Origin of the sequence: Kitasatospora sp. NPDC088783 (assembly GCF_044750705.1) — a bacterium.
Taxonomy (GTDB): domain Bacteria; phylum Actinomycetota; class Actinomycetes; order Streptomycetales; family Streptomycetaceae; genus Kitasatospora; species Kitasatospora fiedleri.
Window position 1 is genome coordinate 94,573 of sequence record NZ_JBIVKJ010000004.1, and the last position, 12,711, is coordinate 107,283.

The following is a 12,711-nucleotide window of genomic DNA, read 5'->3' on the forward strand; positions in this document are numbered from 1 at the left end:
TGACTGAGCGTGAGCGGATTCGTCACCAAGCCCGAGCCGGTCCAGGTGCCCGGCCTGGTCCACCTGCACACCGGCAAGGTGCGCGACCTGTACCGGGACGGCAGCGGCAACCTGGTGATGGTGGCCAGCGACCGGACCTCCGCGTACGACTGGGTGCTGCCCAACGAGATCCCCGACAAGGGCCGCGTCCTCACCCAGCTCTCGCTGTGGTGGTTCGAGCGGATCGCCGACATCGTCCCCAACCACGTCGTCTCCACCGAGCTGCCCGAGGGCGCCCCCGCCGACTGGGCCGGGCGCACCCTGGTCTGCCGCAGCCTCGACATGGTGCCGGTGGAGTGCGTCGCCCGCGGCTACCTGGCCGGCTCCGGGCTGGAGGAGTACCGGGCCGACCAGACGGTGTGCGGCATCGGCCTGCCCGCGGGCCTGGAGAACGGCTCCGAGCTGCCCGGCCCGATCTACACCCCCGCCCTCAAGGCCGAGGTCGGCGAGCACGACGAGAACGTCTCCTACGAGGAGACCGCCCGCCGGATCGGCGCCGAACTCGCCGCCACCCTGCGCCAGACCACCCTCGCGGTGTACTCCCGGGCCCGCGACATCGCCCGCGAGCGCGGCCTGATCCTCGCCGACACCAAGTTCGAATTCGGCCTGCTGGACGGCGAGTTGGTGATCGGCGACGAGGTGCTCACCCCCGACTCCTCGCGCTTCTGGCCCGCCGACGCGTGGCGGCCCGGCCAGGACCAGCCGTCCTTCGACAAGCAGATCATCCGCGACTGGCTGACCTCCCCCGCCTCCGGCTGGGACCGCCGGAGCGAGAACCCGCCGCCCCGGCTCCCCGACGAGGTCGTCGCGCACACCCGGCAGCGCTACCTCGACGCGTACGAGAAGCTCACCGGCCTCGACTGGAAGTGACCCGCCGCCGCGGCCGGCTGTAGGGGTCCCCTCCCGGGGCTCCCTACAGCCAGCCGTGCTCGCGGGCGATCCGGACCGCCGCGTGCCGGTTCTCCGCGCCGAGCTTGCCCGCGGCCGAGGAGAGGTAGTTGCGCACCGTGCCGGGGGAGAGCCCGGCCCGCTCGGCGATCTCGGCGACCGGGGAGCCGTCCGCGGCCAGCTCCAGCACGTCCGTCTCGCGCGGGGTCAGCGGGGAGTCGCCCGCGCTGATCGCCTCCGCGGCCAGCTCCGGGTCCACGTAGCGGCCGCCCGCCTGGACGGTGCGGATGATGCCGGCCAGGTCGGAGGCCGAGACGGTCTTGGGCAGGAAGCCGCGCACCCCGACCTCCAGGGCCCGCTTCAGGTACCCGGGGCGGCCGTGCCCGGTCACGATCATCACCCGGCACTCCGGCAGCCGGTGGCGCAGCTCGGCCGCCACCTCCAGGCCGTCCAGGCCCGGCATCTGGAGGTCCAGCACCGCCACGTCCGGGCGGTGCGCGGCGGCCATCGCCAGCGCCTCCGGGCCGGACGCCGCCTCCGCGACCACCGTCAGGTCGTCCTCCAGGGCGAGCAGCGCGGCCAGCGCGCCGCGGATCAGGTGCTCGTCGTCCGCGAGCAGCACCCGCACCGGACCGGTCATGACGTGGATCCCCTCGCTGTGGTCGGTAGTTCGGCGGTCAGTCGGAACCGCCCCGGGCCGCTGCCGGCCGCGGTCAGGGTGCCGCCGTGCGCGGCCAGCCGCTCGCCCAGGCCGCGCAGCCCGCTGCCCGCGCCCTCCGCGCGCGGCGGCGGGACGGCCGGCACGCCGTCGTTCTCCACCTCCAGCAGCGCCGTCCCGCCGGAGACCCGCAGCCGGAAGCGGCAGTTCGCGGCCTCCGAGTGCCGCAGCACGTTGGTCGCCGCCTCCCGCACCACCCAGCCCAGCACCGACTGCGCCCCGGCGGGCAGGCCGTCCGCGCCGGACAGCTCGGTGCGGCAGTCGACGTTCGCCGCCCGCAGCACCGAGGCGGCGCCGGCCAGTTCGGTGTGCAGCTCGACGGTGCGGTAGCCGCGCACCACCTCGCGGACCTCGCGCTGCGAGTCCTGCGCGATCCGCTGCACCTCGGTCATCTGGTCCACCGCCTCCGGGCGCTGACGGCGGGCCAGCTGCACCGCCAGCTCGCTCTTCAGCGCGATGGTGGCCAGGTTGCGGCCCAGCACGTCGTGCAGGTCCCGGGAGAAGCGCAGCCGCTCCTCGGCCACCGCCAGCCGGGCCTGGGTCTCCCGGGCCCCGTCCAGCTCCCAGACCACCTTCGCGGTCCACGCCGAGCCGCGGGCGGTGGCCCCGGCCGTCGTCGAGCCGATCAGGCAGCCGAGCAGCACCCCCAGCACGAACCCGGCGGGCTCGCCCGCCGCCAGCAGCGCCACCGCCACTGCCGCCAGGCCGGCCACCGCCGCCGCCACCGCCCGGAGCACCGGCAGGGCCAGGAGCGCGGTGGCGATCCAGAAGGTCATCGTCACGACCGCCACCGGCGTGGACGTCTCCGCCCCGTCCAGCGGGCGCGGCCCGAGCAGCAGGGCCGCCGCCGACAGCGCCGCCGACACCGCGCCCGACACCGCCGCCCAGCCGTACGGGTGCGGGCGGCGGCCCAGGTAGGCGGGCAGCCCGGTGCGCACCAGCACCACGTTCAGCGCCGCCGCCAGCAGCGTGCCCGGCACCTCGACCCGCAGCTCGACGGCCGAGGCCCGCCGCTGCCCGTACGCGCTGCCCAGCAGGCCGTACACCGCGAACACCTGCAGCACCGCCACCGCGTACAGCGACCAGCGCATGTACAGCTCGGTGCGCTGCGGCTTGGACAGGGCCCGCCAGCGGCGGACCGGTCGTGGTCGGCTGACCCGCACGGCTCGGTTCCTCGTTTCTCGACGGCTCCGGAGAATCTAGCGGCGCGGCTCCCAGCGGAACCAGCGCCCGGCCGCCCGGACCGCGGCGGAGGTCCAGACCAGGGCGAGCAGCAGCGGCGGCGCGGCCGGGCCCCAGCTGCCGAGGAAGCCCTCGGACGGGCCGGTGCCGTCGGTGCCGAACCAGCCGATCCGGACCAGTTGCAGGGCCGGGGTGGTCGGCAGCAGGCGGCAGGCGTCCGCCAGCCCGTCCGGCAGCGACTCCAGCGGGATCAGCAGGCCGGAGCCGAGCTGCGCCAGCAGCAGCAGCGGCAGGGTGGTGAGGCCGGCCGTCTCCACGCTCCTGGTCACCGCGCTGGACAGTGCCGCCAGGGCGGTCAGCAGGGCCGCGGACAGGACCAGTCCGAGCAGCACCAGCGGCGGGTTCGCAGGGGCGCGCAGGTGCAGCGCGGCCGCGCCGCCGACGGCCAGCAGCAGGCACTGGAGCAGGGCCAGCCCGACCGAGGGGAGCGCGGTGCCGAGCAGGATCTCGGCGTCGGCGGCCTCGCCGGTGCGCAGCCGCTTCAGCACCAGGTCGGTGCGGCGGGCGGTGTACGCGGTGGTCAGGTTGCAGTAGACGACGATCAGCAGGACGACGCCCATCGAGCTGGTCACCAGGTTGGCGTTCACGTCCAGCCCGCCGGTGCGCTCGGCGGCGGCCCGCAGCGCCGAGCGGAGCGAGCCGACCAGGACCAGCGGCAGCACCAGGGCCATGAACAGGGCGGTGCGGTTGCGGCTCAGCAGGGTGACCTCGGCCCGGCCGAGGGCGAGCAGCCGGGCGGCGGGGGAGCGGCGGGCGGCGGCGGGGCCGGTGGGGCCGGTGCGCCCGGCGGGGGCGGCGGGAGTGGGGGCGGCGGTGGTCATGCGGCACGTCCGGCGGTCTCGGGGCGGGCGGGGGCGGGGTCGCCGGACGCGGCGACGGCGAGGAACGCCTCCTCCAACGAGGCGCTGCGGGCGTCCAGCCGGGCCAGCTCGACCCGGTGGCGGGCGGCCCAGCCGAGCAGCTCGGTCAGGGTGCCCTGGAGGTCGGGGGTGCGCAGCAGCACCCGGCGGCCGTCGAGTTCCGGCCGCGCGCCGGGCAGGACCGGCAGGTCGAGCGAGGCGTGCGGGCCGGTGCGCTCGGGGAGTTCGAAGCTGATCCGGGCCGGGTGGGCGGCCAGCACCTCGGCGACCGTGCCGCCGGTGACCACCCGGCCGTGGTGCATGATCGCCAGCCGGTCGGCGAGCTCCTCGGCCTCCTCCAGGTAGTGCGTGGTGAGCACCACCGTGGTGCCGTCCGCCCGCAGTTGACGGATCAGCCGCCACACCGCGGCCCGGGCCTCCGGGTCCAGCCCGGTGGACGGCTCGTCCAGGAACAGCACCTCGGGGCGGCCGAGCAGGGCCGTCGCCAGGTCCAGCCGGCGGCGCTCGCCGCCGGACAGCTGCTTGACCCGCACCGCGCGCCGGGGCAGCAGGCCGACCAGGTCGAGCGCCTCGTCGACGGCGCGGGCGCCGGTGGTCAGCCCGGCCCAGCAGCGGCCGGTCTCGGCGACGGTCAGTTCGCCGGGGAAGCCGCCCTCCTGGAGCATGACGCCGATCCGCGGGCGCAGCGCGGCCCGCTCGCGCAGCGGGTCCAGGCCGAGTACCCGGACCTCGCCGCCGCTGGGTGCGGCCAGGCCCTCCAGCACCTCCAGGGTGGAGGTCTTGCCCGCGCCGTTGGTGCCCAGCAGGGCGAACAGCTCGCCGGGGGCGACGTCGAGGTCCAGGCCGCGGACGGCCTCGAACCCGGCCGGGCCGGACGGTCCGTAGCGGCGGTGCAGCCCGCGGGCCTCGACGGCGGGGCGGGGACGGCTGGTGTCGGTCATGGCTCCAGCCTCCCGGCGGCCGGGGCCGGGCAGTAGTGCGGGCCGTCACCGCGCGCCGGTGCGTCCGCACGGGTCGGCGGTGACAAATGTCAGGGTGCCCGCGAGAGCGAGAGCGAGAGCGAGAGCGGGGGCGGGGGCGGGGGCAGGGACGGGGCGGGGAACGCCGAAGGCCCCCCTCGGTGGAGGGGGGCCTTCGGAACCGGAGCGGACGACGAGATTCGAACTCGCGACCCTCACCTTGGCAAGGTGATGCTCTACCAACTGAGCCACGTCCGCAGGATATGGAGTTGTACCGCACGTTACTGCACCAGTCTGTTCACGCTGACTGCGAGCGGACGACGAGATTCGAACTCGCGACCCTCACCTTGGCAAGGTGATGCTCTACCAACTGAGCCACGTCCGCACGGTGCCTGGGCACCGGCCGCCCCGCTCGGGTTCCCCCGGTTGCGGCGACGAGAAATACTCTACAACATCAATCGGCCTGCTCGCCCCACCCTTCCCCGGCGGTGCGGCCGGGGAAGGCCGGCGGGCCCGGAACGGGCCCGTGGCGACGGTCAGTTGCTCTCGGCGAACGCCTCGTAGACGTGCTTCGGGATGCGGCCGCGGGCGGGCAGCTCGTGCCCGTTCGACTGGGCCCAGGCGCGCACGGCGGCCGGGTCCGGGGTGAGCGCGGTGCGGCGGAAGGACTTTCCGCTGCGGCTCTGCCGGCGACCGGCGGCGACGAACGGGGCGAGGGCCTCCCGGAGCTTTTCCGCGTTGTCGGCGGACAGGTCGATCTCGTACGACTTCCCGTCCACGCCGAAGTGAACGGTTTCCGCGGCGGTGCCGCCGTCCAGATCGTCGGAGAGCGTGACGACTACACGCTGAGCCATGGGTGTCAATCCTCTCGGGCAATTCGGCCGTCGGGGGTCTCGGATGCCCCGCCGGTCCGCTGGGCCGGGATCGCAGCATCCGTCGGCGGGCAGGGGAGCCCACGCCGAGATGCGGCGCGTTCGGCTGCCGGTCGCCCTATTCTGCACCCGAAGGCCGGTGAAATCGTAGAGTTGGGGATTCCTTTTTTCTGGATATTCACGTGCTTCCCTCCGGAGCGGATACCCGCCCGCCGGAGACGGGATTAAACCGGCGAAATCGGGTGCGCGCCGGAGCCGCCCGGGGCCGGTTGCCCTTGGGGCGTAAGGGGTGTGGGTCTACGCGCGTTGCCGCTGGTGGCCCGCAAGAGGGCCCCGCAGCCCAGGTAGTCTGGAGTTCCCCCGCCTTCACGCAATCACCACCGGGAGTGCCAGTGGCACGCGTCGTAGTCGACGTCATGCTCAAGCCGGAGATCCTCGACCCCCAGGGCCAGGCGGTGCAGCGTGCACTGCCGCGTCTCGGGTTCGCCGGGATCGCCGACGTCCGCCAGGGCAAGCGTTTCGAGTTGGAGCTGGAGGGGCCGGTCGACGACGCCGCGCTCGCCCGCATCCGCGAGGCCGCCGAGACCTTCCTCGCCAACACCGTGATCGAGGACTTCACCGTCCGGATCGAGGACGGGGACGCCAAGTGACCACCCGTGTCGGCGTCGTCACTTTCCCCGGCTCCCTCGACGACCGCGACGCCCAGCGCGCGGTCCGGCTGGCCGGCGCCGAGCCGGTCGCCCTCTGGCACCGTGACAAGGATCTCCACCAGGTCGACGCCGTCGTCCTGCCCGGCGGATTCTCTTACGGCGACTATCTGCGCTGCGGCGCCATCTCCCGCTTCTCGCCGGTGATGGACACCGTCATCGAGCAGGCGAAGCTCGGAATGCCGGTCCTCGGTATCTGCAACGGCTTCCAGGTGCTGTGCGAATCGCACCTGCTGCCCGGCGCGCTCACCCGGAACGACTCGCTGCACTTCATCTGCCGCGACCAGAAGCTCCGCATCGAGAACGCCGACACCGCCTGGACCCGGGATTACTCGGCCGGCCAGGAAATCGTCGTTCCGCTGAAGAACGGCGAGGGCCGGTTCGTCGCCGACGGGCACGTCCTCGACGAACTGGAGGCGGAGGGCCGGATCGTGGCCCGTTACCTGGACGTCAACCCGAACGGTTCGTACCGCGACATCGCCGGCATCACCAACGCGGCCGGCAATGTCGTCGGCCTGATGCCGCACCCGGAGCACGCCGTGGAGCCGCTCACCGGCCCGACCACCGAGGGCCTGGGCTTCTTCACTTCCGTCCTGAAGCAGCTGGTGAACGCCTGATGAGCCTCGACACGGTAAAGAACGCCGAACAGACCCCGGACGCGGACCAGCCCTGGGCCGAACTCGGCCTCAAGCAGGACGAGTACGCGCGGATCCGGGAGATCCTGGGCCGCCGCCCGACCGGCGCCGAACTCGCCATGTACTCGGTGATGTGGTCGGAGCACTGCTCGTACAAGAGCTCCAAGGTCCACCTCAAGCAGTTCGGCGAGAAGGCCCCCGAGAACGACGCCATGCTGGTCGGCATCGGCGAGAACGCCGGCGTCGTGGACGTCGGCCAGGGCTACGCGGTCACCTTCAAGGTCGAGTCGCACAACCACCCGTCGTACATCGAGCCCTACCAGGGCGCGGCCACCGGCATCGGCGGCATCGTGCGCGACATCCTGGCGATGGGCGCCCGCCCGGTCGCCGTGATGGACCCGCTGCGCTTCGGCGCGGCCGACCACCCGGACACCCGCCGGGTGCTGCCCGGGATCGTCGCGGGCATCGGCGGCTACGGCAACTGCCTGGGCCTGCCGAACATCGGCGGCGAGGTCGTCTTCGACTCCTGCTACCAGGGCAACCCGCTGGTCAACGCGCTCTGCGTGGGCGTCATGAAGCACGAGGACATCCACCTCGCGCAGGCGTCCGGCCCCGGCAACAAGGTCATCCTGTACGGCGCCCGCACCGGCGGCGACGGCATCGGCGGCGTCTCGGTGCTCGCCTCGGAGACCTTCGACGCGACCGGCCCGGCCAAGCGCCCCGCCGTCCAGGTCGGCGACCCGTTCCAGGAGAAGCTGCTCATCGAGTGCACCCTGGAGATCTTCAAGGAGGACCTGGTCGCGGGCATCCAGGACCTCGGCGGCGCCGGCCTGTCCTGCGCCACCTCGGAGCTGGCCTCGGCCGGCACCGGCGGCATGCGGATCGAGCTGGACACCGTGCCGCTGCGCGACCACACGCTCTCGCCGGAGGAGATCCTCATGAGCGAGTCGCAGGAGCGCATGTGCGCGATCGTCGAGCCCGGCAAGGTCGACCGCTTCCTGGAGATCTGCGAGAAGTGGGACGTCATCGCCACCGTCATCGGCGAGGTGACCGACGGCGAGCGGCTGGAGATCTTCTGGCACGGCGAGCTGGTGGTCGACGTGCCGCCGCGCACCGTCGCCCACGAGGGCCCGACCTACCACCGCCCGTTCGCCCGCCCGTCCTGGCAGGACGCGCTCCAGGCCGACGCCCCGACCGCCGAGCGCCTCGCCCGCCCGACCGACGGCGCCGGGCTGAAGGACGCGCTGCTCAAGGTCGCCGGCTCGCCGAACCAGGCGTCCAAGGCGTGGATCACCGACCAGTACGACCGCTACGTGCTGGGCAACACGGTGCTCGCCACCCCCGAGGACTCCGGCATGATCCGGATCGACGAGGAGACCAACCTCGGCGTCTCGGTCGCCACCGACGGCAACGGCCGCTACGCCAAGCTGGACCCGTACACCGGCGCCCAGCTGGCCCTCGCCGAGGCGTACCGCAACGTCGCGGCCGGCGGCGCCAAGCCGCTCGCGGTCTCCGACTGCCTCAACTTCGGCTCCCCCGAGGACCCGGACGTGATGTGGCAGTTCGCCGAGGCCACCCGCGGCCTGGCCGACGCCTGCCAGGTGCTCGGCACCCCCGTCACCGGCGGCAACGTCTCGCTGTACAACCAGACCGGCGACGTCGCCATCCACCCGACCCCGGTGGTCGCGGTGCTCGGCGTCATCGACGACGTCACCCGGCGCACCCCGGTCGGCTTCGCCGAGGAGGGCCAGCTGCTCTACCTGCTCGGCGACACCGCCGACGAACTGGGCGGCTCCGCCTGGTCGCAGGTCGTGCACGGCCACCTCGGCGGCCTGCCGCCCAAGGTCGACCTGGAGCGCGAGCGGCTGCTCGGCGAGATCCTGATCGCCGCCTCCCGCGACGGCATGGTCGACGCCGCGCACGACCTCTCCGACGGCGGCCTCGCGCAGGCCCTGGTGGAGAGCTGCCTCAAGGGCGGCAACGGCGCCCGCGTCGTCGTCCCCGAGGGCGTCGACCCGTTCGTGTTCCTGTTCTCCGAGTCCGCCGGTCGCGCCGTGGTGGCCGTCCCGCGCAGCGAGGAGCTCCGGTTCAACGACATGTGCGGCGCCCGCGGCCTGCCCGCCGCCCGGATCGGCGTGGTCGACGGCGAGGCGCTGGAGGTCCAGGGCCAGTTCACCGTCACCCTGGCCGAGCTGCGCGACGCCCACACCGGCGTCATCGAGGCGCTGCTCGCCTGACGGCGCGTCAACCCCGCGGGACGGCCGGTCCGGTGCTTCCGGGCCGGCCGCCCCGCGGCGTTTTGTACGCTGCGGGGCATGCCCACCGTGAAGACCCGAACCTACGACCCGGTGAAGGTGCGTGCCGCGCTCACCGGGCAGCTCGACGCGATCTCCGCCGCCGTCCGCGCCCTGGACGACGGACAGCTCGCCCGGCCCACCCGGCTGGGGGAGTGGCGGGTGCGCGAACTCGTCGCCCACCTCGGCATGGTGGTCAGCTGGGTGCCGCTGCACCTGCACGACCCGCTGCCGCCGCAGGCCCCGATCACCCCGCTGCACTGGGCGTCCCGGACCAGGACCGCGGCCACCGCCGTCAACGCCACCGCCGTCGAGCTGGTGGCCGAGCAGTTCTCCGGCGACGCCGCCCAGGTGTCCGGCGAACTCGACCGGCAGATCGGCGAGTTGTGGAAGGCCCTGGACAGCGCGGACGGGCGGCGGCCCGACCTGGTCATCCCGATGCGGTTCGGGCCGATGGCCCTGGCCGACTTCCTGGTCACCCGGCTGGTCGAGACCGTGGTGCACGGCGACGACCTGGCCGCCGCCCTCGGCCTCGACCCCTTCCCGCACGACCGCTTCGCGCTGGCCTCCGCGGCCCGGCTGCTCGCCGACGCCTTCGCCGTCCAGGTGCCGGGCGGAGCCGTCGAGTTGCGCGTCCCGCCGTACGCGGTGGTGCAGGCCGTCGAGGGCCCCCGGCACACCCGGGGCACCCCGCCGAACGTGGTGGAGACCGACCCGCTGACCTGGATCCGGCTCGCCACCGGCCGGACCGCCTGGGCCGACGCCGTCGACACCGCACTCACCGCCAGCGGCGAGCGCAGCGACCTCAGCGGCTACCTGCCGGTGCTGGGCTGAAGACGGGCCCTAGGCCAGTGCGGCGGCCAACTCCCGGACGCCCGCCTCGCGTTCGGCCGCCGTGTCGCCGTAGTCGTGACTGTGGGTGAACTCGGCGTTCGGGAACGTCCGGGCCATCCACAGCGCGCAGTAGTGGCCGGGCAGCACGCAGGACTGCAGCTCGGTGTAGACCTCGACCACGTCCCGCGGGTCGACCCCGGCCGCGGCCAGCCGCTCCCACAGCTCCTCCTCGGCGTGCCGGGCGAGCGAGCCGTGGGCGGTGACGACCCGCGGCTCGCCGTCCGGCCCGCGCACCTTGAACGCCGCGGAGCCGGGCACGCCCCGGGTGTGCCGGACGTCCTCCAGCACCCGGGGCCACCACTGCTCGTCGCTCTCGAAGGCGCGCAGGTCGGTGCCGCGCATCCGGCCCTCCGCCGCCGAGAACAGCCGGAAGACCTCGTCCGGCCGCTCGGCCCCGGCCAGCGCCCGCAGGTTCTCCTCCAGCGTGCACAGGTTGTCGAGGAACGCGCCCAGGGTGGCGTCGACCGGGACGGACGGCCCCCGGAAGGCCAGGTACACCGCCCGGACCCGGCCCTCGCCGTCCACGCACAGCTCGGCGCCGCGGTCGCTGCCCAGCCGCGCCCAGTCCGCCTCGGGCCGCCCGGCCGCGGACAGCCCGGCCGCGCGGGCCCAGTCGGCGAGCCGGAGCGGACGGCCGGGGTCGGCGGTGAAGTACGGCCCGACCCGCAGCGGCAGGCCGGCGCCGGAGAGCAGCGCCGCCGCCCCGGCGGGGACGGCGGTGGCGGCGAGCGCGGCGGGGTCGGGGCGGTGCAGGCCGTCCGGTCCGAAGCGGTCGAGCAGGCGCTGGGCGAGGTCGGTGGTCATGGTGCTCCGGTCGATCGGGTCGCGGGGGCCGACCGGGTCCGGCGGGCCTCCTGCCGCCAGCTTAGTGAGCCACCCGCGGGGCACTGCGGGGTGCCGGGGTTCAGGGGGCGGGCGGGCCGTCGAGGTAGGTGCCCCGGGCGTCGTACGGCCAGGCGTTGGCGACGCAGCCCTTGAGGCCGTAGATCTGCTGCATCATCGCGGGGGCGGGCTTGCCCGGGCCGGGGCAGGCCTGGTGGCCGTGGCCGATCCGGTGGCCGACCTCGTGGTTGACGATCAGCGCCCGGTAGTCGTCCAGGGCGCCGTCGAACTGCGGCGAACCGGTCAGCCAGCGCTTGGAGTTGACCACCACCTGCTTGCCGACGTCGCAGTTCACCTCGCCCCGGGTGTCGAGGCCGCCGGTCGCGCAGACCGCGTCCGCGGTGTCGGGGGAGGCGATCTTCACGGTGAAGTCGTAGCTGTCGGAGGAGACCAGCTGGAAGCTGTCGCGCCGGTCGGCGGTCCAGCCGCGCGGGTCGGACAGGATGGCCTGGACGGTGGCCGCGGCGGCGTTCGGGTCGATGCCGATGCCGTCCTCGACCTCCACCCGGTAGCGGCGCAGGGTCGCCCCGGTGCCGACCCGGCCGCTGGTGGCGGTGGCCGTGGTGAAGGCGCCGCCGCCGTGGACGACGATCCCCGGCGGCGCGCCGGCCGGGGGCGGGTCGGCCGGGGGCGGGTCGGCGGCGGGTGGGGGAGCCGACGGCGCGGGGGAGGCGGGGGACGCGGCCGGCGGCGGGACGGCCCGGGCCTGGGTGGTCGCGGTGTCGGCGGGGTGGTGCCGGAAGTCCAGCCGCAGGGCGCCGTACCCGGCCGTGCCCAGGACGGCCAGGGCCGTGGCGCAGCCCAGGGCGAGGGCCGGCCGGCGGCGGGCGCGGCGGCGTGGCGTTCGGTGGGCTGCGCGCATCTGGCGGCTTCCTCGGGGCGACGACGGGGCGGCGCGGACGGTGCGTTCGCACACCCGTGCCGTACCGTCTACATACGCGGTATGGCGCCGCTTGGTTCCGGCCCCGTCCCGATCCGGCCCGATCCGGCCGTGACCGGGCGCGGCGCTCCCGCCCCCTCCCCGGCGCGTACCGACACGTACCGGCACGTCGTCCCCGCCGGCTCAGCGCGAGGCGCGCCGTTCCCCTCCCCGGACGGGAACGGGCCGCCCCCGCGGTGGGGGCGGCCCGTCCGGACGACGTGCGGGTGCCTAGTGCTCCTGCTTGAGCACGGTGTACGCCTCGGCGCTGCTGTCCTTCAGGAACTGCCAGCAGCGGGCCTCCTCCTCGGTCTCCTTGATCGCTCCGGCCGCCCGGGCGAGCGCCGCCAGGCAGCGCAGGAAGCCGCGGTTGCCGCGGTGCTCCCACGGGACGGGGCCGTGGCCGTGCCAGCCGCTGCGGCGCAGGGCGTCGAGGCCGCGGTGGTAGCCGGTGCGGGCGTAGGCGTAGGACTCCACCGTCCGGCCGGCCGCGAAGGCGTCGTCCGCGAGCATCGCCCAGGCCAGGCAGAACGCCGGGTACTCGGCGGCGACCTGGGTCGGCGAGGCCGACTCCTCGGCGAGCATCCGGTAGGGCTGCTCCTCCTCGGGCAGGAGGGTCGGCTCGGGGCCGTCGAGCAGGTTCTTGTGCATCTCCATGGTGTGCCAGTCTGCCATCCGGACCCGGCCGGGTGACCGGGGCGGACCGGACCGGAACGGCGGAGCCCCCGCTCCCCCCGCGGACGGGGACGGGGCGGGGGCTCCGACGGCGGACGCCCGGACGCGCGGGCGCCCGGTCGCCTTA

General features: G+C 74.6%; 13 protein-coding genes and 2 tRNA genes. 5 read left to right on the top strand and 10 right to left on the bottom strand.

Translation table 11 applies throughout. The features are described from left to right. The first annotated feature begins 9 nt into the window (after positions 1-9). Positions 10-909, top strand: coding sequence for a phosphoribosylaminoimidazolesuccinocarboxamide synthase (locus tag ACIP60_RS12790; protein ID WP_400682881.1), 900 nt, complete (start codon positions 10-12; stop codon positions 907-909). A gap of 43 nt (positions 910-952) precedes the next feature. Here ACIP60_RS12790 and ACIP60_RS12795 read toward each other — a convergent pair whose 3' ends face one another. The 7 genes from ACIP60_RS12795 to ACIP60_RS12825 all read right to left on the bottom strand — a co-directional run bounded on the left by ACIP60_RS12795 (position 953) and on the right by ACIP60_RS12825 (position 5,560). After that, complete coding sequence (locus ACIP60_RS12795; protein WP_400682883.1) at positions 953-1,567, bottom strand: response regulator; 615 nt, start codon at positions 1,565-1,567, stop codon at positions 953-955. After that, positions 1,564-2,808 carry a sensor histidine kinase gene (locus ACIP60_RS12800; RefSeq protein WP_400682886.1) on the bottom strand — a complete coding sequence of 415 codons (1,245 nt, stop codon included), beginning with the start codon at positions 2,806-2,808 and terminating at the stop codon, positions 1,564-1,566. Before ACIP60_RS12800 ends, ACIP60_RS12795 begins: the two co-directional genes overlap by 4 nt. A gap of 36 nt (positions 2,809-2,844) precedes the next feature. Then, positions 2,845-3,708: an ABC transporter permease gene (locus tag ACIP60_RS12805; RefSeq protein ID WP_400682889.1), complete on the bottom strand. Its 864-nt coding sequence runs from the start codon at positions 3,706-3,708 to the stop codon at positions 2,845-2,847. After that, on the bottom strand, positions 3,705-4,688 hold the full coding sequence (locus tag ACIP60_RS12810; RefSeq protein ID WP_400682891.1) for an ABC transporter ATP-binding protein: 984 nt from the start codon (positions 4,686-4,688) through the stop codon (positions 3,705-3,707). Before ACIP60_RS12810 ends, ACIP60_RS12805 begins: the two co-directional genes overlap by 4 nt. 203 nt (positions 4,689-4,891) lie before the next feature. After that, positions 4,892-4,964 (bottom strand) — tRNA-Gly (locus tag ACIP60_RS12815). Between the two features lie 54 nt (positions 4,965-5,018). Further along, positions 5,019-5,091: transfer RNA gene (locus tag ACIP60_RS12820), tRNA-Gly, on the bottom strand. A 151-nt stretch (positions 5,092-5,242) separates the two neighbouring features. Then, a complete protein-coding gene (locus ACIP60_RS12825; protein WP_014136949.1) occupies positions 5,243-5,560 on the bottom strand; it encodes an Lsr2 family protein in 318 nt (105 codons plus the stop codon). A gap of 410 nt (positions 5,561-5,970) precedes the next feature. On the opposite strand from ACIP60_RS12825, the gene purS reads away from it, so the two are divergent. From purS to ACIP60_RS12845, 4 genes are all read left to right on the top strand, one after another. Next, positions 5,971-6,228, top strand: a complete 258-nt coding sequence (gene purS / locus ACIP60_RS12830) for a phosphoribosylformylglycinamidine synthase subunit PurS (RefSeq protein WP_100837273.1) — start codon at positions 5,971-5,973, stop codon at positions 6,226-6,228. After that, positions 6,225-6,902, top strand: a complete 678-nt coding sequence (gene purQ, locus ACIP60_RS12835; protein ID WP_400682895.1) for a phosphoribosylformylglycinamidine synthase subunit PurQ — start codon at positions 6,225-6,227, stop codon at positions 6,900-6,902. The genes purS and purQ overlap by 4 nt, the downstream gene beginning before the upstream one ends. Next, the gene (purL, locus tag ACIP60_RS12840) at positions 6,902-9,157 is read left to right on the top strand and encodes a phosphoribosylformylglycinamidine synthase subunit PurL (RefSeq protein WP_100837275.1); all 2,256 of its coding nucleotides are present in this window, start codon (positions 6,902-6,904) and stop codon (positions 9,155-9,157) included. Before purQ ends, purL begins: the two co-directional genes overlap by 1 nt. Before the next feature lie 78 nt (positions 9,158-9,235). Continuing rightward, positions 9,236-10,048, top strand: a complete 813-nt coding sequence (locus ACIP60_RS12845) for a maleylpyruvate isomerase family mycothiol-dependent enzyme (protein WP_199528305.1) — start codon at positions 9,236-9,238, stop codon at positions 10,046-10,048. A gap of 9 nt (positions 10,049-10,057) precedes the next feature. Here the strand turns inward: ACIP60_RS12845 and ACIP60_RS12850 are convergent, their stop codons facing one another. The 3 genes from ACIP60_RS12850 to ACIP60_RS12860 form a co-directional block, all read right to left on the bottom strand. After that, the gene (locus ACIP60_RS12850; protein ID WP_400682898.1) at positions 10,058-10,912 is read right to left on the bottom strand and encodes a nucleic acid/nucleotide deaminase domain-containing protein; all 855 of its coding nucleotides are present in this window, start codon (positions 10,910-10,912) and stop codon (positions 10,058-10,060) included. A 100-nt stretch (positions 10,913-11,012) separates the two neighbouring features. Then, positions 11,013-11,852 carry a DUF3152 domain-containing protein gene (locus ACIP60_RS12855; protein ID WP_400682900.1) on the bottom strand — a complete coding sequence of 280 codons (840 nt, stop codon included), beginning with the start codon at positions 11,850-11,852 and terminating at the stop codon, positions 11,013-11,015. 288 nt (positions 11,853-12,140) lie between these two features. Further along, entirely contained in the window at positions 12,141-12,566 is a 426-nt protein-coding gene (locus ACIP60_RS12860) for a DUF3151 domain-containing protein (protein WP_400682902.1), read from the bottom strand. Positions 12,567-12,711 lie beyond the last annotated feature (145 nt).

Coding starts and splice junctions, on each gene's coding strand:
- ACIP60_RS12825 (WP_014136949.1), bottom strand. CDS start 5,560: ATGGCTCAGCGTGTAGTCGTCACGCTCTCCGACGATCTGGACGGCGGC.
- purL (WP_100837275.1), top strand. CDS start 6,902: ATGAGCCTCGACACGGTAAAGAACGCCGAACAGACCCCGGACGCGGAC.
- ACIP60_RS12805 (WP_400682889.1), bottom strand. CDS start 3,708: ATGACCACCGCCGCCCCCACTCCCGCCGCCCCCGCCGGGCGCACCGGC.
- ACIP60_RS12860 (WP_400682902.1), bottom strand. CDS start 12,566: ATGGAGATGCACAAGAACCTGCTCGACGGCCCCGAGCCGACCCTCCTG.
- ACIP60_RS12850 (WP_400682898.1), bottom strand. CDS start 10,912: ATGACCACCGACCTCGCCCAGCGCCTGCTCGACCGCTTCGGACCGGAC.
- ACIP60_RS12810 (WP_400682891.1), bottom strand. CDS start 4,688: ATGACCGACACCAGCCGTCCCCGCCCCGCCGTCGAGGCCCGCGGGCTG.
- ACIP60_RS12845 (WP_199528305.1), top strand. CDS start 9,236: ATGCCCACCGTGAAGACCCGAACCTACGACCCGGTGAAGGTGCGTGCC.
- ACIP60_RS12795 (WP_400682883.1), bottom strand. CDS start 1,567: ATGACCGGTCCGGTGCGGGTGCTGCTCGCGGACGACGAGCACCTGATC.
- ACIP60_RS12855 (WP_400682900.1), bottom strand. CDS start 11,852: ATGCGCGCAGCCCACCGAACGCCACGCCGCCGCGCCCGCCGCCGGCCG.